The following is a 26,490-nucleotide window of genomic DNA, read 5'->3' on the forward strand; positions in this document are numbered from 1 at the left end:
CGGCTACCCTCGATCACCGCGCCGCGCACCGGTGTCATCCCCCGGTGCGCGGCACCGCGGACGCCGCCGCCTGCGCCCTCTCGTACAACAGGCAACAAAAGGGACGGATCTACACTTAACCGATCAGTCACAAAGCGTTCGCGATCACGCAACACCCTTCCTGCACAGTACTTGCATGACTCCAGACATGTCTGATGTGAGGCGCGCCAAGAACGGCCGCCCGGTGCACCACTGGCGACGCGACCTGGTGGAACTCGCCGCCCTGTTCACGGCGGTCGCGGTGGCGGACGTGACGGCCAACCTGGTCGGGCACGGGCCCGACGGCCCCGCCCTCCTCGTGATCTCGGCGGTGGCGCTGGTGGCGACGGCCGGGTTCCACGCATGGTGGTCACGCCGCCACGGCCATGCGCCGCCCTCGGTCGATACCGGCGCCCGGCCGCTCCCCGAGGCGGAGCAGGCCGGGCCGTCCGGGACCGACGGGGCGAGCACACTGTGGCGGATGCGGACGACGGTGAAGGACGAGCCGGGCTCGCTGGCCGCGCTGTGCACGGCGCTGGCGAGGCTGCGCATCGACATCCTCAGCCTCCAGACACACCCGCTGGCGCACGGCACGGTCGACGAGTTCCTGCTGCGGGCGCCCGCCGGCGTGGAGGCCGGCGAGGTCACCCGGGCCGTGTCGCAGGCCGGCGGCGACGGGACCTGGATCGAGCGGGCCGACGCACACGACCTGGTGGACGTCCCGACCCGGGTACTCGGACTCGCCGCGCGCACCGCCCTGGACGCGGCCGAACTCCCCCTCGCCCTGCGGCAGTTGCTCGGCCGGTGCACCATCCGCTCCCTGCCCGCCGTCTCCCCCGGCTCCGGCCGGGCCCAGGAGGAGGCTCCCGTCGAGGGCACCCTGGAGGACACGGTGATGCGGCTGCGGGCGCCGGAAGGCGGGGTGATCACGGTGGAGCGGCCGTATCTGCCGTTCACACCCACGGAGTTCGCGCGGGCACGCGCGCTGGTGGATCTGGACACGCGGCTCGGTCCGCGCATCCCGCGCAGCCAGGACGTGCTGACGCTGCCGGAAGGCAACGCGATCACCGTGCGGCGAGCCGACACCTCCGACCTGAAGGCGGCGAAGGAGATGCACGCCCGCTGCTCGGCGCGCACGCTGGGCATGCGCTACCACGGGCCGGTCCATGACGCGGACCGCTACCTGGGCCACCTGCTCAGCCCGCGCTTCGGACGCACCCTGGCCGTGCAGACCGGATCGGGCCGCATCGTCGGCCTCGGCCATCTGCTGTGGGACGGCGACGAGACGGAGGTCGCGCTGCTCGTCGAGGACGAGTGGCAGCGGCGCGGCATCGGCAGCGAACTCCTCGGCCGTCTGGTGTCGATGGCGGTCGAGGCGGGCTGCGAGAACGTCTACGCGGTCACGCAGGCGTCCAACACGGGCATGGTCGCCGCGATGCGCGGCCTCGGCCTGCCCCTCGACTACCAGATCGAGGAAGGCACCCTCGTCATCACGGCCCGCCTGGACGCGACCCCGGTCGCGTCCCGTCTGCCGTACGGCGAGGCGTTCGAGCGGCCCGGCTCGAGGGGCCCGCGCGACTGACGACGCGCCCACGCACGTCGGACGGGGAACGGCCCGGCGCACTCCGCCGGGCCGTTCCGCATGCCGGGACCGGGCCCGCTAGCGGCCGGCCATCTCCTCCCGGCGCCGATCGCCTCCGACCTGTTCCGCTCCCAGGGACCGCTCCAGGTCGGCCCACAGGTCCTCGACGTCCTCGAGGCCCACCGACAGCCGCAGCAACCGGTCACTGACCCCGGCGCCCCGGCGGTCCTCGGCGTCGACGATGCGGTGGCTGATGGACGCCGGATGCTGGATGAGGGTGTCGACACTGCCGAGGCTCACCGCGGGCGTGATCAGACGCACCCCGGCGATCACCGCGTGGGGATCCCCGTGCACCTCGAAGGCGACCATCGCGCCCCCGATGCGGGGGTAGTGGACGCGCGCGATCCGCGGGTCGGCCGCGAGGCGGCGGGCCAGTTCGGCGGCGGTGGCGGACGCCGCCCGCACCCTTACCGGCAGCGTCGCGAGGCCGCGGAGCAGCAGATAGCCGGCGAGCGGATGCAGCACCCCACCCGTCGCGAAGCGCACCTGCCGCAGCCTGCGTGCCAGTTCCTCGTCGCAGGCCACCACCCCGCCCATCACGTCGCCGTGCCCGCCGAGGTACTTGGTGGCACTGTGCAGCACAAGGCGCGCCCCCTGCTCGACGGGCCGCTGCAGCACGGGCGTGGCGAAGGTGTTGTCCACCAGCAGCGGAATCGAGCCGCACGCGTGCGCGACCGCCCGCAGGTCGACCTCCGCGAGCGTCGGGTTGGCCGGGGACTCGACCATGACCAGGCCGGTGTCCGGGCGCAGCGCCTCCTCGATACCCGCCGGGTCGGTCCAGGTCACCTCGGAGCCCAGCAGGCCGGCGGTCAGGAGGTGGTCACTGCAGCCGTACAACGGTCGGACGGCGACGACATGCCGCAGCCCCAGCGCGCCCCGGGCGAGCAGCACGGCACTCAGGGCGGCCATGCCGCTGGCGAACGCGACCGCGCTCTCGGTGCCCTCCAGCCGGGCGAGCGCGGTCTCGAAGCGGGCGACGGTCGGGTTGCCGAGCCGTCCGTAGACGGGCGGGCCAACCAGTTCGGCGCCGTCGGCCGCGAAGGCGTCGAGGCGCGCGGCCTCGCCCCTGCTGTCCGGGGAGGGGTAGGTGGTGGACAGGTCCAGGGGCGGCGCGTGCAGCCCCAGGGCGACGAGGTCCTCGCGCCCGGCGTGCACGGCCTCGGTGGCGAGCGCCCGGTGCCCGGACGGACCGCCCGCGGGGAATCCGTTCCGCGTGTCATGAGTACGGGAATCCATGGACGGCAGACTGAACACCGGCCGGGCTCACGGCGGCAAAACCCGTGTTACGTTCGACGCATGGCCGAATCCGTCGTACTGGACCCGGTGGACCTGCATCTGCTGCGGCTTTTGCAGAACGACGCCCGGGCCACCTACCGCGATCTCGCCGCTCAGGTCGGGGTCGCGCCCTCGACCTGCCTGGACCGGGTGGCCCGGCTGCGCCGCTCGGGCGTGATCCTCGGCCATCAACTGCGGCTGGACCCCGCGAAGCTGGGGCGCGGCCTGGAAGCGCTGCTGTCGGTGCAGGTCAGACCGCACCGGCGGGAGCTGGTCGGTCCGTTCGTGGAGCGCATCCGGGCGCTGCCCGAGTCCCGTACCGTCTTCCACCTCACCGGCCCGGACGACTACCTCGTGCATGTCGCGGTCGCGGACATGGCGGATCTTCAGCGACTGGTGCTCGACGAGTTCACGGCACGGCGGGAAGTGGCTCGGGTGGAGACCCGGTTGATCTTCCAGCAGTGGGACTGCGGCCCGCTGCTCCCCCCGGGACAAGCCACCGCGTGAACCATGCCGAAACCCGCTGGGCAGAGGGTAAGCCGAGCGCTGAATCCGCGTGACGCGCACCACGTGGCCGTATGAGGATTGTCCGCATGTCTGACACGACCACAAGCCCTCTGCCCCGGGAGGTCGCCGACGCCTACGTCGACGACCTCGTCGCCCTCGACCCGGTCACCGGCACGTATCTCGGGGTGAAGGAGAGTTCGAGCAAGCTGCCCGACACCTCGCCCGCGGGCCAGCAGGCGCTCGCCGAGCTGGCGCGGGAGACCCTCGCCCGGCTCGACGAGGCGGAGCGCCGGCCGGGCGCGGACAGTGACATCGAGCGCCGGTGCGCGCGTCTGCTGCGCGAGCGGCTCACTGCCGAACTCGCCGTGCACGAGGCCGACGAGGGCCTGAGGGCGGTGAGCAACCTCTCGTCCCCGGTGCACTCCGTGCGCAACGTCTTCACCATCACCCCCGTGGCGACGGAGGAGGACTGGTCGGCGGTCGCCGAGCGGCTGCGCGCCGTGCCGGCCGCCCTGCGGGGCTACCGCGAGTCCCTGGTCCTCGGCCTGGAGCGCAAGCTCCACGCCGGTCCGCGCCCGACCGCGACCTTCGTCGAGCAGCTCACCGACTGGTCGGACACGGACGGCCAGGGCCGCGGCTGGTTCGAGGGCTTCGCCTCCCAGGGCCCCGACGCGCTGCGTGCGGAGCTGGACGAGGCCGCCCGCGCGGCGACCGCTGCCGTCACGGAGCTGAGGGACTGGATGCGCGACGTGTACGCGCCGACGATCGAGGGCGCGCCGGACACGGTCGGCCGTGAGCGTTACGCCCGTTTCGCCCGCTACTTCAACGGGACGGACCTGGACCTCGACGAGGCGTACGCGTACGGCTGGTCGGAGTACCACCGCATCCTCGGCGAGATGAAGAAGGAGGCCGAGAAGGTCCTGCCCGGCGCCGCGACCCCGTGGGTGGCGCTCGCTCACCTGGACGAGCACGGCACCCACATCGAGGGCGTCGAAGAGGTCCGGGCCTGGTTGCAGGGGCTGATGGACGAGGCGATCGACGCATTGGACGGAACGCACTTCGAACTCGCCGAGCGGGTGCGGAAGGTCGAGTCGTGCATCGCGCCGCCCGGCAGCGCCGCGGCACCCTACTACACGGCTCCCTCCGCGGACTTCTCCCGCCCGGGCCGCACCTGGCTGCCGACGATGGGGCAGAACCGCTTCCCGGTCTACGACCTCGTCTCGACCTGGTACCACGAGGGCGTCCCCGGCCACCACCTCCAGCTCGCACAGTGGGCGCACGTGGCCGACGACCTCTCCCGCTACCAGGCGACGGTGGGCATCGTCAGCGCCAACGCGGAGGGCTGGGCGCTGTACGCCGAGCGCCTGATGGACGAACTGGGCTTCCTCACCGACCCGGAGCGGCGCCTCGGCTACCTGGACGCCCAGATGATGCGGGCGCTGCGGGTCATCGTCGACATCGGCATGCACCTGGGACTTCAGATCCCGGCGGACTCGCCGTTCCACCCGGGCGAGCGCTGGACGCCGGAGCTGGCGCACGAGTTCTTCGGCTCCCACAGCAGCCGTCCGGCGGACTTCGTGGAGAGCGAGCTGATCCGCTACCTGTCGATGCCGGGCCAGGCGATCGGATACAAGCTGGGCGAGCGGGCCTGGCTGCTGGGCCGCGAGAAGGCCCGGGAGCGGCACGGCGACGCGTTCGACGCGAAGGCGTGGCACATGGCGGCGCTCTCGCAGGGCTCGCTGGGCCTGGACGATCTGGTGGACGAACTGTCCCGCCTCTGATCGCGCGCTGACGGCCGGATCTCCGCCGGGTCCGGCCGTCAGCGGCGGAAGCCGCCCTCCGAGCCGATGACCTGACCGGTGATCCAGGCCGCCTCGTCCGTGGCGAGCCAGGCGACGAGCCGGGCCGGATCGTCTGGCATGCCCCAGCGCCCGGCGGGGAACCGCGCGGCGACGGCCTCGTAGGCGTCACCGGTCAGGTAATCGGTGTCGACGGGGCCGGGGTTGACCGTGTTGACGGTGACGGCGTGCTCGGCGAGGGCCGTGGACAGCGAGCGCGTGACCGAGGCGAGGGCGCCCTTCTGGAGTGCGTACGCGATCTCGCCCGGCATCCCGTCCCCGAGGTCCTGCCCCGAGGTCATCATCACCACCCGCCCGCCCGGGGTGCCCGACGGCAGCCCGGCGCGCAGCCGGGCGTACGCCTGCACCAGGAGGAGCACCGAGCGGGTGTCCACGGCCCAGTGCGCGTCCAGCATGGCGGCGTCGACGGCCTCGAGGGTGCCGTCGCTGCCGCTGAGCGCGTGGTTGGCGACGAGGATGTCGATGCGTCCGCCCAGCGCCTCGGCGGCCCGCGTGATGAGCTCGGCAGGAGCCGCCGGGTCGGACAGGTCCGCGGGGCCGTCCGCCACGGGCGCGCCCGGGTCGCCGAGGGCCGCGCGCACTCCGGCGACCACCTCCTCGACCCGGTCGGCGCCCCAGGGCATGTCCGCGTCGTGCGGCACATGGTGGTGCAGATAGACCGCGGCGCCGTACGCGGCCAACCGCCGGGCCACCGCGTACCCGATGCCGGCGCGCCGGCTCGCGCCGGTGACGAGGGCGGTGCGGCCGCGCAGGGGCAGAGGATCGCGTCGGAGCTCTTCGGGCGTGGGCTGCGGGAGTCGGGGCACGGTCGCCATGATGCGGACGGCGGGCGCCGCCCGCACCCGGTTTTCCCACGCCCCGGGGTGCGGTGGGCGGTCGCTCAGCAGCCGCAGTCCGCGTCCTGGACAGGTGCCGTCAGAGGGTCGGCGGCTCGCTGCCCGGGGCCCTGCCAGGTCTCGTACGCGAAGCCCTCGCGCACCCAGTACTCGAAGCCGCCCAGCATCTCCTTGACCCGGAAGCCCAGTTCGGCGAGGGCGAGGGCCGCGCGCGTCGCGCCGTTGCAGCCCGGGCCCCAGCAGTAGGTGACCACCGGCACCGCCCTGTCGAGGAGTTGCTCGGCATGTTCCGGGATGAGCGCGGTGGGCAGGTGCACCGCGCCGGGGATGTGGCCCTGGTCCCAGGCCGCGGTGGAGCGCGAGTCGAGGAGGACGAAACCGGGATCGCCGCCGGCCGTGAGCGCGGCGGCGACGTCGGACACGTCGGCGTGGAAGGCGAGGCTCGCCCGGAAGTGGGCGGCGGCGGTGGCCGGCGCGGCCGGGGGGACGCGCAGGACGGGGTTCTCGGTGGTCATGCTGATGCTCAACGGGCCGACCTTTCCCTGGTGGAGTTGCCTGACCAGAAACCTACGGCGATCGATCACCTCTCTGAACGGACGATCGACGGCGTACATCTTGATCAGCCGGGGATTCCCCTGCTATCCCTCGGGAATGACCGCCTATTCCCCGGACGCCACCGACTGGCGCATCCTCGATGTCCTCCAGCGCGACGCCCGCGCCACCTACGCCGAGCTGGCGCGCGCCGTGTCCATGTCCGCGAGCGCGGTCACCGAACGGGTGCGACGGCTGGAGGAGGCCGGCGTCATCCAGGGGTACGCGGCGGTCGTCGACCCGGAGCGGCTGGGCCTGCCGATCCTGGCGTTCGTGCGGCTGCGCTACCCGAACGGCAACTACAAGCCGTTCCACGACCTCGTGGCCGCGACCCCCGAGATCCTGGAGGCGCACCACGTCACCGGCGACGACTGCTTCGTCATCAAGGTCGCGGCACGCTCCATGCGCCACCTGGAGGAGGTGTCGGGCAAGATCGGCACGCTGGGGTCGGTGACGACGAGTGTCGTGTACTCCTCGCCCCTCCCCCGCCGTTCTCTCGGCCGTTGACCGCCGCTCAGCCGGCTCCCCGCTGCCGTACGACGGAACCCGTCCGCCCCTTCACGACCTCCAGCTGCGCGTGGATACGGCGTCGCAGGTCAGCGACATGGCTGACGATGCCCACGCTGCGGTCCCGCTCGCGCAGCGAGTCGAGCACGTCGAGGACCTCGTCGAGGGTCTGGTCGTCCAGGCTGCCGAACCCCTCGTCGATGAAGAGGGTGTCCAGGCGCACCCCGCCCGCCTCGTCGGTGACGACGTCCGCGAGGCCGAGGGCAAGGGCGAGGGAGGCGAAGAACGTCTCCCCGCCGGACAGGGTCGCGGTGTCGCGCTCCCGCCCGGTCCACGCGTCGACGACATGCAGCCCGAGGCCGCTGCGGCCGCGTCCGGACCGGTCGTCGGAGTGGACGAGGGTGTAGCGGCCCGAGGACATGCGCTGCAGCCGTACGGTCGCGGCGGCCGCCACCTGTTCGAGGCGGGCGGCCAGCACGTACGACTCCAGGCGCATCCTGCGTTCGTTCTCGGCGGAGGTGCCGGCGGCGAGGGACGCCAGCCGGGCCACCCGGTCGTACTCGTCGCGCAGCGGCGCGAGGCGTCGCACGGACGCGGTCGCGCGCATGGACAGCCGGTCGAGTTCGGCGCAGCGGCGGGCCGCCTCGTCCTGGGCGGAGACCGCTGCCTGCAACCGGCGGGCCGCGGCCTCGGCGGCCTGTTCGGCGCCGGGGAGGTCGGCGGCGGCTGCTGGGCCGCCGCGACGGTGTCGGCCTCGGCGAGCATCGCGCGGACGGCGGCCTCCTCCTGCTGCCAGGCGTCCAGGCGTCGTTGCAGCTCACGATGGGCGGTGTTGTCGAGGAGGGCGGCGGCCGCGGCCTGCGGGGTGTCGAAGCCGGCGCGGAAGGCCGCGTCGGCCAGGCGTGCGTCGGCCTCCTTGAGGCGCTGCGCGCTGTCCTCGGCGGCGCGGGCGGCGTCGGCGGCCTCGGTGAGGAGGGCGGCCCGGCGCTCCAGCTGCGCGGCGCGCGCGGCCACGGTCACGGCGTCGCCCCGGGCACGGCCCAACTCCTCTTCGAGAGCCGCCCGTTCACGTTCCAGGGTGTCCCGGCGGGAGACGCGGGCCGCCACGCGCAGGGCGGCCTCCTGCCGGGCCGCGCTGCGCCGCTCGCGCTCCTGCTCGGCCCGCCGCAGCTCCTCCTGTGCGGGGTGCAGCTGCGAGGCGCCCGCCCGCGCGGCGCTGTAGAGCCGCTCCAGTTCGTCCGCCTGCGCGGCGACGTCGCCGGTCGGCGTGTCTCCCGCCTCGGCGGTCGCGGCGGCCAGCGCCTCCCGTACGGCGGCGAGTCGCCGTTCTTCCTCGGCGTGCTGCTCCTCGGCGTACCGGTAGTCGGCGAGCGCCCGCTCCTCCGCTTCCCGGTCGACGTGTCCGGCCACCTTCCGGGCGGGCGCGGGGTGGTCGGTGGCGCCGCAGACGGCGCAGGGTTCGCCGTCGACGAGCCCGGCGGCCAGTTCCGCGGCGATGCCCTTCAACCGCTGTTCCTTGAGGTCGAGCCAGTGTTCGTGGGCCGCGAGTGCGCGCTCCCGGGAGGTGAGGGCGCGGGCCCGGGCCGCTTCGGTGTCCTGGGCGAGCCGGTCGCGCTCACGGGCCGCCCGCAGCCGGTTCCGGGCCGGTTCGCGTTGCACCGCGAGCTGCTCGGCGCGGGTGGCGGCCTCCTGGGCGGAGTCGATCCGTTCCTGCAGGGCGGCTCGGGTCTGCTCCCACTCGGCGAGCCAACTCTCGGCATCGTGCAGGACCTCTTCGTCGGCACGCTCCTGGCGGTCCATCTCCGTCCGTTCGGCGGCGAGTTCACCCAGTCGCCGCTCGGCGCGGCGGGCCGATTCCAGACCGCCCAGCTCCTGAGCCGCCCGGCGCGCGGCGGCCGCGAGGCCTGCGGCCCCGGCGTCCGTGTCGGTCTCCGGGAGCCGGGCGCGCGCACGTGCCTCGGCGTCGGCGGCGCGCAGGTGCTCGGTCTCTGCGGAGTCGCGCAGGTCCAGGGCGGGCGCCACGGCCTCGGCCTTGCGCGAGCGTTCCATGCGCTCCCGAGCCTCCCGGTGGGCGTCGGCCCGCTGCTCCAGGAGGGCCGCCCGCTCCCGGGCCTCGGCGAACCTGCGCTGGAGCCGGGCCCGTTCGCGTACGTCGTCCAGGGCGCGCTCGGCGGCGGCTCGCGCCGACTCGGCGGCCGTACGCGCGCACTGTGCGATGACGAGGCGCTCTCGGGCCGTGCTGCGGGCGACTGCGGCCCAGCTCAGGACGGCATCGGCGAGCCCCGGATCGCCGGGGGCGAGGTCCGGCAGGGGCACGGGGTCACCGGCCGCCTGCTGCATGCGGTGGGCGTCGGCGAGCAACGCGGCGTCGCCGTCCCGTACTTCGGCCTCCGTGGTCCGGCGCCGCTCCGCGAGGCGCTTCTCGGCCTCGGCGAAGCGGTGGGTGTCGAAGAGGCGGCCGAGCAGCTTGCCGCGGGCCTCGGCGTCGGCGCGCAGGAAGCGGGCGAAGTCGCCCTGGGGCAGCAGCACGACCTGGCAGAACTGCTCGCGGCTCATGCCGAGCAGCTGGGTGATCTCCTCGCCGATCTCCTGATGGGAGCGGCTGAGGTCCTTCCAGGTGCGGGCGGCGCTGTCGTACTCGCGCAGCCAGGTCTGGGCCTTGTCGGTCGTCGTGCCGCTGCCGCGTTTCTTCGGGCGCTCCCAGGGCGGCTGCCGGGTGATCTCCAGCCGCCGTCCGGCGACGGTGAGTTCGAGCCGGATCTCGGTGCGTGTCCCCGGCGCCGCGTGGTCGCTGCGCAGGGTCAGGCCCTGGCCGCTCTGCCGGGCGCCGGGCACGGCTCCGTAGAGCGCGTAGCACACGGCGTCCAGGACGGATGTCTTGCCGGCGCCGGTCGGCCCGTGCAGCAGGAAGAGTCCGGCCGCCGACAGGGCGTCGAAGTCGACCTTCTGGGTGCCGCCGAACGGGCCGAAGGCGGTGATGTCGAGTCGGTGCAGCCTCACTGGTCCCCCTCCGTTCCACGCGTGTACGAGGTCACCGGGCGCCCTCCCGGACCGCCTGGTCTGCGCGCACCGCGTCGAACGCCTCCCGCAGCACGGCCCGTTCGCGCTCGTCGGGTCCCGCCCCGCGCACATGCGCCACGAAGTCCTCCGCGATCTGCTGGTCGGAGCGGCCCGCCAGCCTGCGCGCGTACGACACGCCGGAGTCCTCGGGGGCACGCTCGGGGTCGAAGACGAGGCTGAGGGTGTGCGGGAAGCGCTCGGTCAGCCGGGCCATGGGCTCGGCGGGCCGCACCGGGTCGGTGAGCGTGGCCTCCACCCACGCCTCCTCGTGCCGCGCCAGCTCCGGGTCGGCGAGCAGGTGCTCCAGATGGCCGCGGAGCCGGGCGAGGGGCCGCGGCACCGGGCAGTCGACGCGCTCCGCCGCGACCGAGCCGTCGGCGCCGAGGTCGACGAGCCACATGCTCTTGCGGTGGCCGGCCTCCGAGAAGGAGTACGGCAGCGGGGAGCCCGAGTAGCGCACGCGCTCGGTGATGGTCTGGCTGCCGTGCAGATGGCCCAGCGCCACGTAGTCCACGCCGTCGAAGACGCCGGCCGGCACCGCGGCGACCCCGCCTACCGTGATGTCCCGCTCGCTGTCGCTGGGTTCGCCCCCGGTGACGAAGGCGTGGGCGAGGACGACGGAGCGGGTGCCCGGGGCGCGCGTGTCCAGGTCGGCGCGGACCCGGTCCATGGCGGCCGCGAGCACCGCCTCGTGGCCCGCCTTCTCGACCGCGAACTCGTCCTTGACCAGGGCCGGTTCGAGATACGGCAGGCCGTAGAAGGCCACGTCCCCGTGCGCGTCGCCCAGCACGACCGGGGTTCCGCAGGCCGCGGGCTCGGTCCGCAGATGGATGCCCGCGCGGCCGATGAGGCCGGCGCCGACGCCCAGGCGGCGCGCCGAGTCGTGGTTCCCGGAGATCATCACCGTGGGCACGCCGAGGTCGGCGAGGCGGTGCAGGGCGTCGTCGAACAGCTCGACCGCGGCGAGCGGCGGCACCGCCCGGTCGTACACGTCTCCCGACACCACGACCGCGTCCACACCGCGCTCGCGCACGGTGGTGACGAGGTTGGCGATGAACGCGGCCTGGGCGTCGAGCATGTTCACCCGGTGGAACGCCCGGCCCAGATGCCAGTCGGAAGTGTGCAGCAGCCTCATGATCCCCGAGACTAACGGCCGGGTCTGACATCACGGGCGGTTGCTCCCGTACCGGGCCGCCCGGAACGGGAGCGGCCCGACGGACCGTCAGACGTCCGGTGCGTCCGTCATGCGTCCCCGTACGCCTCTCCGCCCAGCTCCAAGCGGGCCGTGCCCGCCGTCACATCGGCGAGCCACGCGCGGAACGCCTCGACGTCGGCCTCCGGCAGCCCGACCTCGATGGTGACGTTCTCGCCGTAGCGCACGTCCCGCACGTCGCGGCCGGTCGCGCGCAGGTCGTTCTGCACCTTGCCCGCGCGCTGGTGGTCGACCGTCACCGTGGCGAGCCGGAAGCGGCGGCGGGTGAGGGTGCCGAGCGCGTCCAGCGCCTCGCCGACCGCTCCCCCGTACGCCCTGATGAGCCCGCCCGCGCCCAGCTTCACGCCGCCGTAGTAGCGGGTGACGACGGCGACGACGTACCGCATGTCGCGACGCAGCAGCATCTGGAGCATGGGGACGCCCGCGGTGCCGCCCGGTTCACCGTCGTCGCTCGCCTTCTGGACGGCGGCGTCGGCGCCGATGACGTACGCGTAGCAGTTGTGGGTGGCGTCGGCGTGCTCCTTGCGGACGCCCGCGATGAAGTCCTGCGCCTCCTCCTCGGTGGCGGCCGGGGCGAGCGCGCACAGGAAACGGGAGCGGTTGACCTCGGTCTCGTGCACGCCCGCGCGGGCGACTGTGCGGTACTCGTCCTGCATCACGCCAGCGTATGCGGCACCCGCCCGCGTTCCGCAGGCGGGCCGGTACCCGCTGCCGCCCACGCCACGCGCGCGTGGCGCTGGTGGTCACGGACATGGGAAAGCCCCCACGCGCGTGGCTCGTCACGGCCGTCGAAAGCTGCGCGCGCGTGGCGCTCAGCATCGTAGGCCCCGCGTGTGGCCGCCTCCCGGTCACCCGCCTGGGCGTGGCCCAGGCGTTCGCCCCCGGGCACCCGGGCACACCACCCCGTAGTGGATACTCGCTCGTCGTTGTCCGACCGCCCGACGATCACAGGGAGAACACCGCATGACCGGCACCCAGGTGGAGAGCCCGGACGCCGCCGAGCCCGGACATTCGCGGCCCTCCACCGCCACGGCCCGCTGCCGGGCCTGGCTCCTGGAGGGCCTGAGCGAGCGCGCGGCCCGCCACCCGGGCCCGCACGCCACCCGGGACGACGGGCACGAGGGCCACGCCTGGTGGCGGGTGATGTGCCTGACCGGCGTGGACTACTTCTCCACCCTCGGCTACCAGCCCGGGATCGCCGCGCTCGCCGCCGGGCTCCTGTCGCCGCTCGCCACGCTCGTGCTGATCGCGCTGACCCTGTTCGGCGCGCTCCCGGTGTACCGCCGGGTGGCCCACGAGAGCCCGCACGGCGAGGGCTCGATCGCCATGCTGGAGCGGCTGCTGCCGTGGTGGGCGGGGAAGGTCTTCGTCCTGGTGCTCCTGGGCTTCGCGGCCACCGACTTCCTGATCACGATCACTCTCTCGGCCGCGGACGCCGCCGCCCACGTCGTGGAGAACCCCTTCGCTCCGCACTGGATGGACGGCGGCAACACCTGGATCACCCTGCTCCTGGTCGCCGCGCTCGGCGCCGTGTTCCTCAAGGGCTTCAAGGAGGCCGTCGGCATCGCGGTCGCCCTGGTGGCCACTTACCTCGCGCTCAACGTCGTCGTGATCGCCGTCTCGGCCTGGGTGGTGCTCAGCCACCCGGTGCGGATCGGCGACTGGACGCACGCGATGACCGCCGAGCACTCCTCGCCGCTCGCGATGATCGCGGTGGCGCTGCTCGTCTTCCCGAAGCTGGCGCTCGGCATGTCCGGCTTCGAGACGGGCGTGGCGGTGATGCCGCAGGTCAAGGGCGACCCGATGGACACCTACGCGGATCCGGCCGGCCGGGTGCGCGACACGCGCAAACTGCTCACCACGGCCGCCGTGATCATGAGCTGTCTGCTGCTGCTGTCCAGCCTGGCGACGACGATCCTGATCCCGCAGGACGCCTTCAAGAGCGGCGGCCCGGCCAACGGGCGCGCGCTCGCGTATCTCGCGCACGAGCACCTGGGCGGGGCCTTCGGCACGGTCTACGACATCTCGACGATCGCGATCCTGTGGTTCGCGGGCGCCTCCGCGATGGCCGGCCTGCTCAACCTGGTGCCGCGCTATCTGCCGCGCTACGGCATGGCCCCCGAGTGGACCCGCGCCGTCAGGCCCCTCGTGCTGGTCTTCATGGCGGCCGCGGTCCTCATCACGCTGTGGTTCCACGCGGACGTCGACGCCCAGAGCGGCGCGTATGCGACGGGCGTGCTCGTGCTGATGCTCTCCGCGGCGTTCGCCTCGACGGTCGCCGTGCACCGGCGCGGCCACCGGGCCGCCGCACTCGGCTTCGGCACGATCACCGCCGTCCTCGCGTACACCCTGGTCACCAACGTGATCGAGCGGCCGGACGGCATCAAGATCGCGCTGATCTTCATCGTGGCGATCCTCGTCACCTCCTTCGCCTCGCGTGTGCACCGCGCCTTCGAACTGCGGGCGGCGACGGTCACCTTCGACGAGGCCGCGGCCCGGCTGATCGACGAGGCCGCGGCGAGCGGGCCGCTGCTGCTCATCGCCAACGAGCCGCAGGAGCACACCACCGGGGAGTACCGCGCCAAGGAGTCCAGCCAGCGGGAGCAGACGCACATCCCGGACGGGCGGCCGGTGCTCTTCCTGGAGGTCTTCGTCACCGACTCCTCGGACTTCACCGCCGATCTGACCGTCCACGGCGACGAGAAGCACGGGGTCCGCAGGCTGCGCGTCCGCGGCGCGACCGTGCCCAACACCATCGCGGCGGTCCTGATGGAGCTGCGCGACCGCACCGGCCGGGTACCGCACGCCTACTTCAACTGGACCGAGGGCGCCCCACTCAGCCACCTGCTGCGCTTCCTGGTGTTCGGGGACGGCGAGGTCGCCCCGGTCACACGGGAGGTGCTGCGCCGTGCGGAGCCGGACCCGGAGAGGCGCCCCCGGATCCACGTCGGCTGAGCGGGCCCTACTTCGGCTTCCTCCCGCGCGCCACGACCACGTCCGTGAGGAGCGCCGCGCCGAGGGTCAGCGCCTCCCAGGCCGGGCCGTGCCAGGCGAGGACGGCGATGGCCGCGGTGGGGAACTTGGTGCGGACCCGGTCGAGCGTGTCGTCCAGGCCGTCCCCGGCGAGTTCCAGCACCAGTTCGGCGAGCCCCGGGTTGTGCCCGATCAGCAGCAACGTCCGCACGACGGCGGGCACTTCGCGCACGGCGTCCAGCAGATCGGGGACGTCGGCGGCGTACAGCCGCCGCTGGAGTCGTACGGGCGGTGGTGTGCCCCACTGGGCCGAGGCCAGCTCCCAGGTCTGGCGGGCGCGGACCGCGGTCGAGCACAGGGCGAGGTCGGGCAGCCAGTCGGCCTCGGCGAGCGCGCGCCCGGCGGCCGGGGCGTCCCGGAGGCCGCGCGCCGCGAGCGGCCGTTCGTGGTCGGGGACGCCCTCGGGCCAGGCGGACTTGGCGTGCCGCAGCACGACGAGCCTGCGCAGCGGACCCTGCCCGGCCGGGGTGCTCATGTCCGGGTACCGATCTCGCGGGTGAGGTCGAGCCCGAGCAGCCGGTCGGCGTAGGCGTACGTCTCGAAGCGCGCCCCGTCCGGCACGTCGTCGGCGCTCTCCACGCACCGCAGGACGTCCAGGACGGCCGGGACGTCGAGATCGTCCTCCCACGCGGTGCGCAGCTCCTGCCGCACCTGTTCGGGGACCGGCTTGGAGGGGCGGGTCGCCCAGGCGGCGACGGCCTTGCGCCAGCGGACCAGGGTGTCCCGCGCCTCGGTGAGGGCGGCCGTGTCGAGGTCGGCGGGCTGCCGGCGGGGGTGGGCGAGCAGGGCGAGGCGTAGCGCCGACGGCGGGGCGGCGGTGTCGGCGGGGCCGGTCGCGGGGGCCACCTCGACACGTACCCCGTCGGGCGCGGCGCCCCGCACTCCGACCACGTGCAGTACCTGTCCGATGCCCGGTGCGTCCGGCTCCGCGGGACGGATGCCGAGGTCGTCGGCGCGCGCCCCGAGTGCGGCGGGCGGTGCGCCCACCGTGACGACGGGTGTTCCGCCGAGCTCGAGGGCCCTGGCCAGCACGTCGGCCACCAGCAGCACCCGCAGCGCGGAGCTGTCGGCCCCGGCCGGGTGCGCATGGACCCGGACCAGGCCCGGACGGACGTCGGTGGGCTCGCCGCTGCGGGCGTCGATGATTCGGAGCACGAGGCGAGCGTAGGCGGGCCAGGCCCCCGGCGCAGCCGAGCGGACCCGGTTCCGGAAGGCGGGGGCGGCCCGGCCGTGCGCACGCCCGGGGTCCGGGAATCAGCGCCTGCCACCGGCTGTTGCCGCCCTCAGCAGGCGGCGCGGGACTACCGGGCCGCAGGACGTCGAAGGGAACCGGGCGTGTACGGCGACTCAGCAACGATCCGCAAGATCCTCACCGAGCTGGGCGACACGTGGGCGGTCGTGGGGCTGTCCACCAACCAGCGCCGGCCGGCCTACGGGGTCGCCGCCGTCCTTCAGCGCTTCGGCAAGCGTATCGTGCCGGTCCATCCCAAGGCCGAGACGGTCCACGGCGAGCAGGGCTACCCCTCGCTGGACGCGATCCCATTCCCGGTCGACGTCGTCGACGTCTTCGTCAACTCCGACCTGGCGGGTCCGGTCGCCGACGAAGCGGTCGCGATCGGCGCCAAGGCCGTCTGGTTCCAGCTGGGCGTCATCGACGAGCAGGCGTACGAGCGCACCCGCGCGGCCGGCCTTGAGATGGTCATGGACCGCTGCCCGGCCATCGAGATCCCTTCCCTGCGCTGACGTTGCGACGACCGGCCGACGGGCCGAGGGGGCCGGGAGAGTGACCCGGCGCGCGCGGCACCCGGGTTCGGGCCGCGCTCTCGGATACCTTGATACTACGAAGTAACTGGTCGGGCGGCGGCGAGGAGTTCCGCCCCGCCTCCGCCGACGTCGACGAGACCGAACCGCTCAGGGTGCCGAGCTGCTCGACGTACGGGCCCCTCACCTTCGACCGGGACCGACGCACGGCTGCAGCAGCCGGCGCCGCAGACCCGACACAAAGCACCACGGAGATCGATCGACCTGCCTTCGTCGAGGGGCTTCGCGCCCTGCCGGAGTCTCTCGGACGCAGCGGCTGGAAATGTCCGGGAGGCGCTATGTGGTCCGTACTGGAGCAGGTGGCCGTGGCCGCCCCTCAGCTCTTTGTCTACGCCGTCGGCCTCTTCGTCGCCATGATCCTTCTGTCGCTCGCCATCAGTCTGCGGCAGGCGGAGGCGTCGCAGCGCCCCGAGATCATCAGGGCGCTCGCGGATCTGATGGCGTTCTGGAAGAAGCGGTGAGCTGCCCCTCCCCCGCGTCAGCGGGCCAGACGTCCCAGCAGCGACGATGCCGAGGTGATGCCCACGGCCGCCGCCACCAGCAGCACCAGGAAGTCGGTGAGCAGGTGGGAGGGCGTGCCGAGGAGCAGGCCGCGCAGGGCGTCGACCTGGTAGCTCAGGGGGTTGACCTTGCTGATGGCCTGGAGCCAGCCGGGCATGACGTGCACCGGGTAGAGGGCGTTGGAGCCGAAGAACAGCGGCATCGTGATCGCCTGGCCGATGCCCATGAGGCGGTCCCGGGTCAGGACGATGCCGGCGATCGTCATGGACAGGCAGGAGAAGAAGGCAGAGCCGAGGACGACGGCCACCGCGACACCCAGCAGCCGCAGCGGGTTCCAGGTCAGCGCGACCCCGAGCAGCGCCGCGATCAGGACCACCACGACCGCCTGGACCAGCGCCTTCACTCCGGCGGCGAAGGCCTTTCCGGCGATCAGCGCGGCCCGCGGGGTCGGAGTGACCAGCAGCTTGGTGAGGATCCCGGAGTCCCGCTCCCAGATGATCATGATGCCGTAGAAGATCGCGATGAACATCGCGGACTGGGCGATGATCCCGGGCGCGAGGTAGTCGAGGTAGGGGATGCCGCCGGTGGGGATCGCCCGGATCCGCGTGAACGTCTCCCCGAAGATCAGCAGCCACAGCGCCGGCTGGACCGCCCGGGTGTACAACTCGGTGCGGTCGTGGCGCAGCTTCTGCAGCTCGACGGCGCACATGGCGCCGACCCGGGCGGGCAGCACCCTGAAGCCGGTGCGGGCCCGCGGTGGGGCCACCAGCAGGTCGAGGTCCGCCGGGTGGGCGCGGTCAGCCGACGCGGGATGCGGTGCGGCGGGTGCTTCGGACATCGCGGAAGTCTCCTGACTGGTCGTCGAGTCCGCTGCCGGCGACGTCACGGAAGACGTCCTCCAGCGTCGGCAGCGGGCCTTCGGTGCCGAGCCGCTGCGCGAGGCCGCTCCGCAGCTCCTCGGGGGTGCCGAGGGCGCGAACGCGGCCGCGGTGCATCAGGGCGACGCGGTCGCAGTACTGGTCGGCCTCGTCCATGTAGTGGGTGGTGACGAGGACGGTCATGCCGGTGGCGGCGCGTACGGCGTTGATGTGCTCCCACACGTTGGTCCGGGCGATGGGGTCGAGGCCGATGGTGGGCTCGTCGAGGATCAGCAGCCGCGGCGCGCTGACCAGCGCCTGGGCGAGTTCCAGCCGACGGACCATGCCGCCGGAGTACGTCTTAGCGAGCCGGTCGGCCGCGGCGGTGAGGTCGACGGCGGCGAGGGCCTGGTCCACGCGGCGGGCACGCTCGTTGCGGGAGACGTCGAAGACACGGGCGAACAGGGCGACGTTCTCCCGGCCGGTGAGCCCGGCGTCGGCGGAGAGCTGCTGCGGTACGTAGCCCAGCAGGCGCCGTACGGCCATGCGTTCACGCGTCGCGTCGTGACCGAAGACGCGCACCATGCCGGCCGGGACCGGCAGGAGTGTGGTCATGCAGCGGATGGCGGTGGTCTTGCCCGCGCCGTTGGGGCCGAGCAGTCCGAAGACCTCACCGTCGCGGACGGAGAGGTCCAACCCGTCGACCGCGTTGGTCTCCCCGAAGGAGTAACGCAGCCCGGCACAGGTGACGGCGTCGACTGCCGGGGCCTTGCCGTCCGTCGTGTTCCGCGTCATGTCTCCTCCGCCTCCTCGTGCAGGTTCTCCGCCAGCTTGCGCAGGGCCGGGAGGGCCACCTCGAGCGCCTTGCGGTCCGCCTCGTCGAGGCGGGCCACCTGGCCGCGTACGAGTGCCGCGCGCCGCTCGCGCCAGTCGTGCAGCCGTGCCCTGGCCGCCTCGGTGGGCAGCAGGCGCGCGGCCCGCCGGTCGGCGGGGTCCGTCTCACGGATCAGATAGCCGTCGCGGACCAGGTGCTTGACGAGCGTGGAGACCGAGTTGCCCGCCAGGTAGAGCTCCTTGGCGGCGTCCGACACTCCGATGCCCGGCCGTTCCACCACCAGGCGCAGCAGTTCGACCTCGGCTCCGCGCAGCGGCGGCGCGGCCATCCCTCCGCGCACGCGTCGGCGGATCAGCCGCTGTACTCCGATCAGCGCGGCCACCAGGTCGTCGGCGAGCCTTTCCGGTTCCACACCGATGAGATTAGCTCTGCTTCAGAGGTATTCGGGGAAAGAGACGGTCAAGGACCATCAAGAACGGGTCGAGACGCTCGCCGTCAGTGGTGGTGAGGTTCCTCCCGGTGCACCGGGCCGTGCGGGGCGTCGCAGTGCGCGGCGTCGTCCGCGGTGCTCCGGTCGCCGGGCAGGGCCACCTGGAGGACCTGTTCGGGGGCGTGGTCGACCTGGAGGGTGGTGTGGGTGATGCGGTAGTCGTGGCGCAGCACCTCCTCCAGGTCGCGGCGCACGGCGTGGCAGTCACCGCCGGGTTCGACCAGGACGTGCGCGGACAGCGCGGCCTGGCCGGAGGTGATCTGCCAGACGTGCAGGTCGTGCACCTCGACGACGCCCGGCCGGGCGACCAGCCGGTCGCCGAGCGCGTCCGGGTCGACGTCGGCGGGCGCGGCCTCCAGGAAGATGCGGCCGGAGTCGCGCAGCAGCCCGTACGCGGCCTTCGCCATCAGCGCGACGACCACCAGCGTGGCGATCGGGTCGGCGCGCTCGAAGCCGGTCAGGACGACGACGAGCGCGGCGATCGCGGTGCCGATGAAGGCGAACAGGTCGTTCAGCACATGCTGATAGGCGCCCTCGACGTTCAGCGAGGTGCGGTTGGCCTTCGAGATGCAGTAGGTCGCGGCCACGTTCACGACGATCCCGGTGAGCGCGGTGGCCAGCATGAGGCCGCCCTCCACCTGGGGCGGCGCGATCAGGCGTCGTACGGCCTCGTACGCCAGCCAGCCGCCCAGCAGAAACAGGGTCAGGCCGTTCGCCTGGGCGGAGAGGATCTCCGCGCGTTTGAGGCCGTAGGTGAAGCCGCCGCGGGCCGGGCGGGCGGCCAGCCGCATCGCGATGAGGGCGAGGACGATGGACGCGGCGTCGGTGAGCATGTGGGCCGCGTCGGAGAGCAGCGCCAGGGAGCCGGCGACGATGCCGACGGCCACCTCGGCCGCCATGAACACGGTGATCAGGCCGAGGGCGAGGCCCAGCCAGCGGCGGTCTGCGTCCGCCGACACGCCGTGGGAGTGCCCGGAGTGGTCCCCCGCTCCGTGTTCATGACCGTGACCGCTCATGTGGTCCGCCTTCCCCCTCGCAATCGGTTGTCCCGACCGCAGTGAAACCCATGGCCCCGTCCCAGGGCAAAGGCTGCACCGGTGACCGTTGTCATGTCCGATAATAAGCCGCTGACCTGCACAAACGTTACGGCGATGAGGGGCGGATGGCACGCCGGCCGGCGAGGGGATCCGCGGGGAGGGTGCGTTCGTCGCCGGTGGCGGGGCCCCGCACGCGGGGATCGTGGTCGGCGGGGACGAACATCTCGGCCATCCCGCTCACGGTCGTCACGGCCACCGCCACTGAACGCGCGGGGTGCGGGTCAGCCCGTACATCGGCCGGTACATCGGCTCGTGTACTGGTCCACCAGGTCGCACCAGCCGGCCTCGACCCGCTCCAGGGACATCCCGCGGCGGGTCAGCAGGTGGTCGACCAGTGCCGTCTCCAGGTAGCCGAGCAACGTGTGCGCGACGAGTTCGGTGTCGCCGTCCGCCCGTGCCTCGCGCAGCAGCATGCACACGTGTACCAGCCGGAGCTGGTACGGGGGAGTCGCGCGCTGGCGGTTCGCGTCCATGTGGGCGGCCAGATACAGGTCACGGTTAGTGTGCTCATGGCGAATGACGGCCGCACCGAACGCACGCAGCCGCTCCCGGGCGGGCGCGCCCGGACCGAGCGGCGGCGGTCCGGAGAGGAAGGCGGCCTGGAGCTTCTCCTCGTGGTGGCTGAGCAACTCCACCATCAGGCCCATGCGATCGCCGAACCGCCGGAAGACGGTGCCCTTGCCGACGCCCGCGCCGCAGGCGATGTCCTCCATGGTCACGTTCGCGATGCCGCGGTCCGCGGCCAGGCGGGCCGCGACCTCCAGCAGACGCGTGCGGTTGCGGGCGGCGTCGGCGCGCAGCCGGGCGGTCTCGCCGGTGGGCATGAGGGCGAGGTCGGTCGGCGCGTCGGCGTCGGGCGGGGGCGGCAGCAGAGGCGGGAGCGGCTCGGTCATGACATCAGACTAGCGCCGAGGGAAGACAATCGGACCCTGGTCCGTTTATGGTGGGCAGGAAGTGGACCGCGGTCCGCTTGAAGTGGTACAACGTTCAACGGACTTCCCCGGTCCGCTTGTACTGATCGCACATCCCGGGAGTTTTGCCATGTCTGTTCGTATCCTCGCCCTGGTCGGCAGCCTTCGTGCCGGTTCCCACAACCGTCAGCTCGCCGAGGCCGCCGCGAAGCACGCCCCCGAGGGCGTCGAGGTGGTGCTGCACGAGGGTCTGGGCCAGGTGCCCTTCTACAACGAGGACATCGACGTCGAGGGCACCGTCCCCGAGGCCGCGACCGCGCTGCGCAACGCCGCCGCCCAGGCCGACGCGCTGCTGCTCTTCTCGCCCGAGTACAACGGCACCATCCCCGCCGTCCTGAAGAACGCGATCGACTGGCTGTCCCGCCCGTACGGCGCCGGCGCCCTGACCGGCAAGCCGGTCGCCGTCGTGGGCACCGCCTTCGGCCAGTACGGCGGCGTGTGGGCGCAGGACGAGACCCGCAAGGCCGTGGGCATCGCCGGCGCCCACGTCGTCGAGGACGCCAAGCTGTCCATCCCCGGCTCCGTGACCCGCTTCGCCGAGACCCACCCGGCGGACGACGCCGAGGTCGTCGAGGGCCTGACCAAGGTCATCGAGCAGCTCTCTCAGGCCCAGCCGGTCGCCGCCTGACCTGCCGGGCACCGGGTCGCACACCGGCCCGGGACGTGACAAGGCTGTGGGCCAGGACCGAGCGGTCCTGGCCCACGGCCTTGTCCGCGTACGGGGACGTCGGCGGATGCGCGGGGGCGCGCCGGACCGGGTGCGGCGGCGGACCTGATGGAGGGCGGCGAGGACGACACCGGCCGATGAATCCGGCGTCTCAGTCGTGCGCCGGACTGTCGGTGAGCCGGTGGTCGGCCAGGCTGAGGGCCTCGTCCACGACCCGGCGCAGATGGCCGTCGCGCAGCGAGTAGATCACTCGGCGGCCTTCCTTGCGCGTGTCGACCAGGCCCGCCAGCCGAAGCCGCGCCAGGTGCTGGCTCACGGCGGGCCGGGCCGCACCGCACGCCTCGGTGAGCGTCGAGACGTCGGCCTCGCCGCCGCTCAGGGCGTGCAGCAGGGCGAGGCGGGTGCGGTCGCCCAGCAGCGCCAACAGCTCGGCCGCCAGCGCGAACTGCTCCTCCGCGGGAGTGCGGGGATGGCCGTCGGCGACCGTGCCGTCCGTGCGCGGCTGCGCATCCTGCGCAGATGATAGGTGCATGCGTGCGCTCATACGCACATAATGGCTCCCTGGGCGGGTACCCGTCCACTGCCGCACGGCGGAAGGGGCCTGGGATGAGAGACGAGCACGCGGGGCGCGAACGGGTGGGGCACCGGCACGCAGGAGACGGACACGTGCGACATGAGCACGGCCTGACGCATACGCACGGTCGCCACGCCCATCCCCATGACCACCCGCAATCACACCCCCACGGGCACGACCACGAGCCTGCGCACGGCCTGCTCTCCCGCCTCCGCCACCTCCTCACCCCCCATTCCCACGAGACCGCCGACAAGCTCGATACGGCGCTGGAGTCCTCCGCGCGCGGACTGCGTGCGCTGTGGGCCTCGCTGGCCGTGCTCGGGGCGACGGCGCTGGCGCAGGCGGTGGTGGTCGTGCTGTCCGGTTCCGTGGCGCTGCTCGGCGACACCGTGCACAACGCGGCCGACGCGCTGACCGCCGTACCGCTCGGCATCGCCTTCGTCCTCGGGCGGCGTGCGGCCACACGCCGCTTCACCTACGGGTACGGCCGCGCGGAGGACCTCGCCGGGATCGTGGTCGTGCTGACGATCGCCGCCTCCGCCGCCTTCGCCGCCTGGACGGCGGTGGAACGACTGCTGGACCCACGCCCCGTGCAGCACGTCCCGGTCGTCGCCGTCGCGGCCGTCATCGGTTTCGCCGGCAACGAGTGGGTCGCCCGTCACCGCATCCGGGTGGGTCGCGCGATCGGTTCGGCCGCGCTGGTCGCGGACGGACTGCACGCGCGTACGGACGGCTTCACCTCGCTGGCGGTGCTGGTGGGCGCGGGCGGGGCGGCGCTCGGGTGGCAGCTCGCCGACCCGATCGTGGGACTGGCGATCACGGCCGCGATCGCGCTGGTACTGCGGGACGCGGCGCGCGAGGTCTTCCGTCGGGTGCTGGACGCCGTCGACCCGGCCCTGGTGGACCGGGCGGAGCGGGCGGTCGCGGAGGTGCCGGGTGTGCGTGAAGTGGGCGAGCTGCGGCTGCGCTGGATCGGACACCGGCTGCGCGCCGAGGTGGCGGTCGTGGTCGACGGCGAGGTGAGCGTACGGCGGGCGCACGCCATCGCGGTCGAGGCCGAACACGCCCTGCTGCACGCGGTACCGAGGCTCACGGCCGCCCTGGTGCACGCGGACCCGGCGCCTGCACCGGGCGAGGCGGACCCGCACCTGGCGCTGGCCCACCACGCCCGGAGTTGACCGCAGCGTCCCTCAGACGCCCAGGCCCTCCAGCACCACCGCGTCCGGCAGCTCCGCGAACGCCTTGCCCGGCACCAGCAGCTTGCCGCGGCGCCGGCCGCTGCCCACCAGGACGTACGGCAGGTCGACGACCCTGGAGTCCACCAGCACCGGCCAGCCGTCCGGCAGTCCGATCGGGGTGATGCCGCCGTATTCCATCCCGGTCTCCCCCGTCGCCAGGTCCATGGGCGCGAACGAGGCCTTCCGGGCGCCGAGTCGGCGGCGGACCACGCCGTTGACGTCGACCCGGGTGGCCGAGAGGACCACGCAGGCGGCCAGCGTCGTGTCGCTGCCGCGCTTGCCCGCGACCACGACGCAGTTGGCGGACTGGTCGAGTAGCTCCTTGCCGTAGTGCTCGAGGAAGGTCGCCGTGTCGGCCCAGTCGGGCTCGGTGTCGACGTACACGATCTGCTCGGCGGGCACGCTGCCGCTCCATTGGCGTACGGCGTCGGCGACGGGGCCGGTGAGTTCCTCGAGGCAGTCGGGGGCCGGGACGGCGTGGTCGAAGTCTCCGATGGGTGCGCGCATGACGGCACGCTAACAGCCGGGCGCCCCCGGCCCGCCGGCGTCTCAGCGCACGGGCGGCACCGAGACCGCCATCACCATCTCCATCGGGACGTCGCCGTCGTTGGCGTACGTGTGCGGGGTGCTCGCCTCGAAGGAGGCGCTGGCGCCGGTGGGGACCCGGTGCTCGACGCCGTCGACGGTGAGGGTCAGCTCGCCGGCGGTGACGTGGACGAGTTCCACCGTGCCGACGGGGTGCGGGTCCGAGGGGCTGCGGTCCCCGGGCATCAGCCGCCAGTCCCACATCTCCAGCGGGCCGGGCGCCTCGGTGCCGGCGAGGAGGCGGTTGTAGCTGCCGGCGTCGGTGTGCCACAGGCGTACGGCCTGCTCGGCCGGGACGATGCGGACCTTCGGGCCCTGCTCGTAGTCGAGCAGCGTGGTGACGCTGACGCCGAGGGCGTCGCCGATCTTGACGACCGTGCCGATGCTCGGGTTGGTGCGGGCCTGCTCGATCTGGATGAGCATGCCGCGGCTGACTCCGGCGCGGGCGGCCAGGGCGTCCAGGGTGAAACCCCGCTCGGTACGCCACCGCTTGACGTTGCGCGCCAGGGACTGGGTCAGCAGTTCGAGGTCCGACACATTCCGTCCAATATTGTGTATGACAGAGTTGACTCGATTGAACTATGGTGGGGTGCACCTGATCGTTCACTGAACTGTACTGCGAGGCGGTCCGATGACAGCGCTCTTCGCCCTGGCCACCAGCCTTCTGTGGGGCCTGGCCGACTTCGGCGGCGGACTGCTGACCCGACGCATGCCGGCGCTGACCGTGGTCGTCGTCTCGCAGACGATCGCCGCGGCCGTGCTGGGGGCGATCGTGGTGGGCACGGGCGGCTGGAGCGAGGCAGGGCCACGGCTGTGGTTCGCGCTCGCCGCGGGCCTGATCGGCCCGGTCGCGTTGCTCTCCTTCTACCAGGCGCTCGCCCTCGGCCCGATGGGCGTGGTCTCCCCGCTGGCCACCCTGAGCGTGGCGGTCCCCGTCGGCGTCGGGCTGTTCCTCGGTGAGCGGCCCGGGCTGGTGCAGGTGGCGGGCATCCTGGTCGCCGTCGCCGGCGTCGTGCTCGCGGGCGGCCCCCAGCTCAGGGGCGCCCCGGTGCAGCGGAAGGCGTTCCTGCTGGCGCTCGTGGCCGCGCTCGGCTTCGGCACGGTGTTCGCGCTGATCGCGGAGGCGTCGACCACGGTCACCGGACTGTTCCTGGCGCTGTTCGTGCAGCGCGCCGCGAACGTCGCCGGAGGCGGAGCCGCCCTGTACGTCGCCCTGCGCAGGGGCGCCCCGGCGCTTCCTGCCGAGGGCACCCCCTGGCGTTCCCTGCCCGCGCTCGCCTTCGTCGGTCTGGCCGACGTCGCGGCCAACGGCACATACGCGATCGCCGCCCAGCACGGCCCGGTCACCGTGGCGGCGGTGCTCGCCTCGCTCTACCCCGTGGTCACGGCGCTCGCCGCGCGCGGCTTCCTCAGCGAACGGCTGCGCGCCGTGCAGGCGGCGGGCGCGGGCCTGGCCCTGGTGGGTACGGTCCTGCTCGCCACCGGCTGACTTCAGGATTCCGCCTCCAGCTCGGCGAGCCGGGCCACGTCCTCCTCGTCCAGTTCGGCCAGCGCCAGCAGCTGGTCCGGCGTGACGCCGTCCGGGATCGGGACCGGGGCCGGGGTCCTGAGCGGCGGCTGCCAGCCGGCCTCGCGCGTCCAGCGCCGTACGACCCGCGCAGGGGCCCCCGCCACCACCGCGTGGTCCGGTACGACGCCCCGTACCACCGCTCCGGCCGCCACCACCACGTTCCGCCCGATCCGCGCCCCCGGCAGGATCACCGCGCCCGTACCGATCCAGCAGCCCGGCCCGATCTCCACCGGCTCCATCCGGGGCCACTGCTTGCCGATCGGCTCATGGGGATCGTCGTAGGAGTGGTTGGTGGAGGTCACGTAGACGTACGGCCCGAAGTAGCAGTCACTGCCGATCGTGACCGTGGTGTCGGCGATGACATGGCTGCCCCGGCCGAGGACCACGCCGTCGCCGATGCGCAGGATCGGATCCGGGCCGAGGTCCAGGTCGGGCATGAGCCCCGCGGTCAGCGTCACCTGCTCGCCGATGATGCAGTGGGCGCCGAGGTGGATCCAGGGCTCGCCGAAGACCGTGCCGAGCGGGAAGGCGAGTCTGCTACCTGTTCCCATCGCGCCGAAGCGGAAGCGCCCGGGGTGCTCCGCGCTGACCGACCCCGTGCGCTGCACCCAGGCCCAGCCCGCGTGAACGGCGCGCTGCGCGAGGCCACGGCGCCATGATGAGAACGTGTTCCTGCTCCTGAGCACCCGCTTACCGTAATCGGCCGGGGCTGGGGCCGGGCGTCCGGGCGCCTGTGATCTTCG

27 protein-coding genes and 1 pseudogene are annotated in these 26,490 nt (G+C 73.2%); 10 read left to right on the top strand and 18 right to left on the bottom strand.

Features of this window, described 5'->3' with window-relative positions:
• The first annotated feature begins 187 nt into the window (after positions 1-187).
• Complete coding sequence (locus N8I84_RS07035; RefSeq protein WP_263228744.1) at positions 188-1,600, top strand: GNAT family N-acetyltransferase; 1,413 nt, start codon at positions 188-190, stop codon at positions 1,598-1,600.
• 78 nt (positions 1,601-1,678) lie between these two features.
• On the opposite strand, the gene N8I84_RS07040 is transcribed toward N8I84_RS07035, so the two are convergent.
• Complete coding sequence (locus N8I84_RS07040; protein ID WP_263228745.1) at positions 1,679-2,896, bottom strand: trans-sulfuration enzyme family protein; 1,218 nt, start codon at positions 2,894-2,896, stop codon at positions 1,679-1,681.
• Positions 2,897-2,956: 60 nt separating this feature from the next.
• Between N8I84_RS07040 and N8I84_RS07045 the strand changes: the two genes are divergently transcribed.
• Both N8I84_RS07045 and N8I84_RS07050 read left to right on the top strand, forming a co-directional pair.
• Positions 2,957-3,442, top strand: a complete 486-nt coding sequence (locus tag N8I84_RS07045; protein ID WP_263228746.1) for an Lrp/AsnC family transcriptional regulator — start codon at positions 2,957-2,959, stop codon at positions 3,440-3,442.
• An 86-nt stretch (positions 3,443-3,528) separates the two neighbouring features.
• The gene (locus N8I84_RS07050) at positions 3,529-5,223 is read left to right on the top strand and encodes a DUF885 domain-containing protein (RefSeq protein WP_263228747.1); all 1,695 of its coding nucleotides are present in this window, start codon (positions 3,529-3,531) and stop codon (positions 5,221-5,223) included.
• Positions 5,224-5,261: 38 nt separating this feature from the next.
• On the opposite strand, the gene N8I84_RS07055 is transcribed toward N8I84_RS07050, so the two are convergent.
• Both N8I84_RS07055 and N8I84_RS07060 read right to left on the bottom strand, forming a co-directional pair.
• Positions 5,262-6,107, bottom strand: coding sequence for an SDR family oxidoreductase (locus N8I84_RS07055; RefSeq protein WP_263228748.1), 846 nt, complete (start codon positions 6,105-6,107; stop codon positions 5,262-5,264).
• A 74-nt stretch (positions 6,108-6,181) separates the two neighbouring features.
• Positions 6,182-6,652 carry a rhodanese-like domain-containing protein gene (locus tag N8I84_RS07060; protein WP_390899023.1) on the bottom strand — a complete coding sequence of 157 codons (471 nt, stop codon included), beginning with the start codon at positions 6,650-6,652 and terminating at the stop codon, positions 6,182-6,184.
• 136 nt (positions 6,653-6,788) lie between these two features.
• Here N8I84_RS07060 and N8I84_RS07065 point away from each other — a divergent pair, with 136 nt between their 5' ends.
• Positions 6,789-7,235 carry an Lrp/AsnC family transcriptional regulator gene (locus N8I84_RS07065; protein WP_263228750.1) on the top strand — a complete coding sequence of 149 codons (447 nt, stop codon included), beginning with the start codon at positions 6,789-6,791 and terminating at the stop codon, positions 7,233-7,235.
• 7 nt (positions 7,236-7,242) lie between these two features.
• Here the strand turns inward: N8I84_RS07065 and N8I84_RS07070 are convergent.
• The 3 genes and pseudogenes from N8I84_RS07070 to N8I84_RS07080 all read right to left on the bottom strand — a co-directional run bounded on the left by N8I84_RS07070 (position 7,243) and on the right by N8I84_RS07080 (position 12,164).
• Positions 7,243-10,235, bottom strand: a pseudogene (locus N8I84_RS07070) (AAA family ATPase).
• Positions 10,236-10,266: 31 nt separating this feature from the next.
• Positions 10,267-11,430 carry an exonuclease SbcCD subunit D gene (locus tag N8I84_RS07075; protein ID WP_263228751.1) on the bottom strand — a complete coding sequence of 388 codons (1,164 nt, stop codon included), beginning with the start codon at positions 11,428-11,430 and terminating at the stop codon, positions 10,267-10,269.
• Between the two features lie 107 nt (positions 11,431-11,537).
• On the bottom strand, positions 11,538-12,164 hold the full coding sequence (locus tag N8I84_RS07080) for a YigZ family protein (protein WP_263228752.1): 627 nt from the start codon (positions 12,162-12,164) through the stop codon (positions 11,538-11,540).
• Between the two features lie 307 nt (positions 12,165-12,471).
• On the opposite strand from N8I84_RS07080, the gene N8I84_RS07085 reads away from it, so the two are divergent.
• On the top strand, positions 12,472-14,463 hold the full coding sequence (locus N8I84_RS07085) for an APC family permease (protein WP_263228753.1): 1,992 nt from the start codon (positions 12,472-12,474) through the stop codon (positions 14,461-14,463).
• Positions 14,464-14,470: 7 nt separating this feature from the next.
• Here N8I84_RS07085 and N8I84_RS07090 read toward each other — a convergent pair whose 3' ends face one another.
• On the bottom strand, positions 14,471-15,016 hold the full coding sequence (locus N8I84_RS07090) for a SixA phosphatase family protein (RefSeq protein WP_263228754.1): 546 nt from the start codon (positions 15,014-15,016) through the stop codon (positions 14,471-14,473).
• Entirely contained in the window at positions 15,013-15,696 is a 684-nt protein-coding gene (locus N8I84_RS07095; protein ID WP_263228755.1) for a hypothetical protein, read from the bottom strand. The genes N8I84_RS07090 and N8I84_RS07095 overlap by 4 nt, the downstream gene beginning before the upstream one ends.
• Positions 15,697-15,876: 180 nt before the next feature.
• On the opposite strand from N8I84_RS07095, the gene N8I84_RS07100 reads away from it, so the two are divergent.
• Complete coding sequence (locus N8I84_RS07100) at positions 15,877-16,284, top strand: CoA-binding protein (RefSeq protein ID WP_263228756.1); 408 nt, start codon at positions 15,877-15,879, stop codon at positions 16,282-16,284.
• A 356-nt stretch (positions 16,285-16,640) separates the two neighbouring features.
• Positions 16,641-16,823 (top strand): hypothetical protein, encoded by a 183-nt coding sequence (locus tag N8I84_RS07105; protein ID WP_103844673.1) that lies wholly within the window; start codon positions 16,641-16,643, stop codon positions 16,821-16,823.
• A 17-nt stretch (positions 16,824-16,840) separates the two neighbouring features.
• Here N8I84_RS07105 and N8I84_RS07110 read toward each other — a convergent pair whose 3' ends face one another.
• From N8I84_RS07110 to N8I84_RS07135, 6 genes are all read right to left on the bottom strand, one after another.
• Positions 16,841-17,701: an ABC transporter permease gene (locus N8I84_RS07110; RefSeq protein ID WP_263228757.1), complete on the bottom strand. Its 861-nt coding sequence runs from the start codon at positions 17,699-17,701 to the stop codon at positions 16,841-16,843.
• Entirely contained in the window at positions 17,661-18,515 is an 855-nt protein-coding gene (locus N8I84_RS07115) for an ABC transporter ATP-binding protein (protein ID WP_263228758.1), read from the bottom strand. Before N8I84_RS07115 ends, N8I84_RS07110 begins: the two co-directional genes overlap by 41 nt.
• Positions 18,512-18,967, bottom strand: a complete 456-nt coding sequence (locus tag N8I84_RS07120) for a MarR family winged helix-turn-helix transcriptional regulator (protein ID WP_236042033.1) — start codon at positions 18,965-18,967, stop codon at positions 18,512-18,514. The genes N8I84_RS07115 and N8I84_RS07120 overlap by 4 nt, the downstream gene beginning before the upstream one ends.
• Positions 18,968-19,050: 83 nt before the next feature.
• Entirely contained in the window at positions 19,051-20,061 is a 1,011-nt protein-coding gene (locus N8I84_RS07125; RefSeq protein WP_263228759.1) for a cation diffusion facilitator family transporter, read from the bottom strand.
• A 127-nt stretch (positions 20,062-20,188) separates the two neighbouring features.
• The gene (locus tag N8I84_RS07130; RefSeq protein WP_263228760.1) at positions 20,189-20,314 is read right to left on the bottom strand and encodes a hypothetical protein; all 126 of its coding nucleotides are present in this window, start codon (positions 20,312-20,314) and stop codon (positions 20,189-20,191) included.
• Between the two features lie 49 nt (positions 20,315-20,363).
• Complete coding sequence (locus tag N8I84_RS07135; protein ID WP_263228761.1) at positions 20,364-21,035, bottom strand: TetR/AcrR family transcriptional regulator; 672 nt, start codon at positions 21,033-21,035, stop codon at positions 20,364-20,366.
• 148 nt (positions 21,036-21,183) lie between these two features.
• Here N8I84_RS07135 and N8I84_RS07140 point away from each other — a divergent pair, with 148 nt between their 5' ends.
• The gene (locus N8I84_RS07140; RefSeq protein WP_263228762.1) at positions 21,184-21,741 is read left to right on the top strand and encodes an NAD(P)H-dependent oxidoreductase; all 558 of its coding nucleotides are present in this window, start codon (positions 21,184-21,186) and stop codon (positions 21,739-21,741) included.
• Between the two features lie 190 nt (positions 21,742-21,931).
• On the opposite strand, the gene N8I84_RS07145 is transcribed toward N8I84_RS07140, so the two are convergent.
• Complete coding sequence (locus N8I84_RS07145; protein WP_263228763.1) at positions 21,932-22,324, bottom strand: ArsR/SmtB family transcription factor; 393 nt, start codon at positions 22,322-22,324, stop codon at positions 21,932-21,934.
• Positions 22,325-22,386: 62 nt separating this feature from the next.
• On the opposite strand from N8I84_RS07145, the gene N8I84_RS07150 reads away from it, so the two are divergent.
• Positions 22,387-23,532, top strand: a complete 1,146-nt coding sequence (locus N8I84_RS07150; RefSeq protein WP_390898863.1) for a cation diffusion facilitator family transporter — start codon at positions 22,387-22,389, stop codon at positions 23,530-23,532.
• A gap of 12 nt (positions 23,533-23,544) precedes the next feature.
• Here N8I84_RS07150 and N8I84_RS07155 read toward each other — a convergent pair whose 3' ends face one another.
• On the bottom strand, positions 23,545-24,099 hold the full coding sequence (locus N8I84_RS07155) for a YbaK/EbsC family protein (RefSeq protein ID WP_263228765.1): 555 nt from the start codon (positions 24,097-24,099) through the stop codon (positions 23,545-23,547).
• 42 nt (positions 24,100-24,141) lie between these two features.
• Positions 24,142-24,714 carry a helix-turn-helix domain-containing protein gene (locus N8I84_RS07160; protein ID WP_263228766.1) on the bottom strand — a complete coding sequence of 191 codons (573 nt, stop codon included), beginning with the start codon at positions 24,712-24,714 and terminating at the stop codon, positions 24,142-24,144.
• A gap of 94 nt (positions 24,715-24,808) precedes the next feature.
• Between N8I84_RS07160 and N8I84_RS07165 the strand changes: the two genes are divergently transcribed.
• Positions 24,809-25,666, top strand: coding sequence for a DMT family transporter (locus N8I84_RS07165; RefSeq protein ID WP_263228767.1), 858 nt, complete (start codon positions 24,809-24,811; stop codon positions 25,664-25,666).
• Positions 25,667-25,668: 2 nt separating this feature from the next.
• Here N8I84_RS07165 and N8I84_RS07170 read toward each other — a convergent pair whose 3' ends face one another.
• Positions 25,669-26,433: an acyltransferase gene (locus N8I84_RS07170; RefSeq protein ID WP_263228768.1), complete on the bottom strand. Its 765-nt coding sequence runs from the start codon at positions 26,431-26,433 to the stop codon at positions 25,669-25,671.
• Positions 26,434-26,490: the final 57 nt, after the last annotated feature.

Origin of the sequence: Streptomyces cynarae, from assembly GCF_025642135.1 — a bacterium.
Taxonomy (GTDB): domain Bacteria; phylum Actinomycetota; class Actinomycetes; order Streptomycetales; family Streptomycetaceae; genus Streptomyces; species Streptomyces cynarae.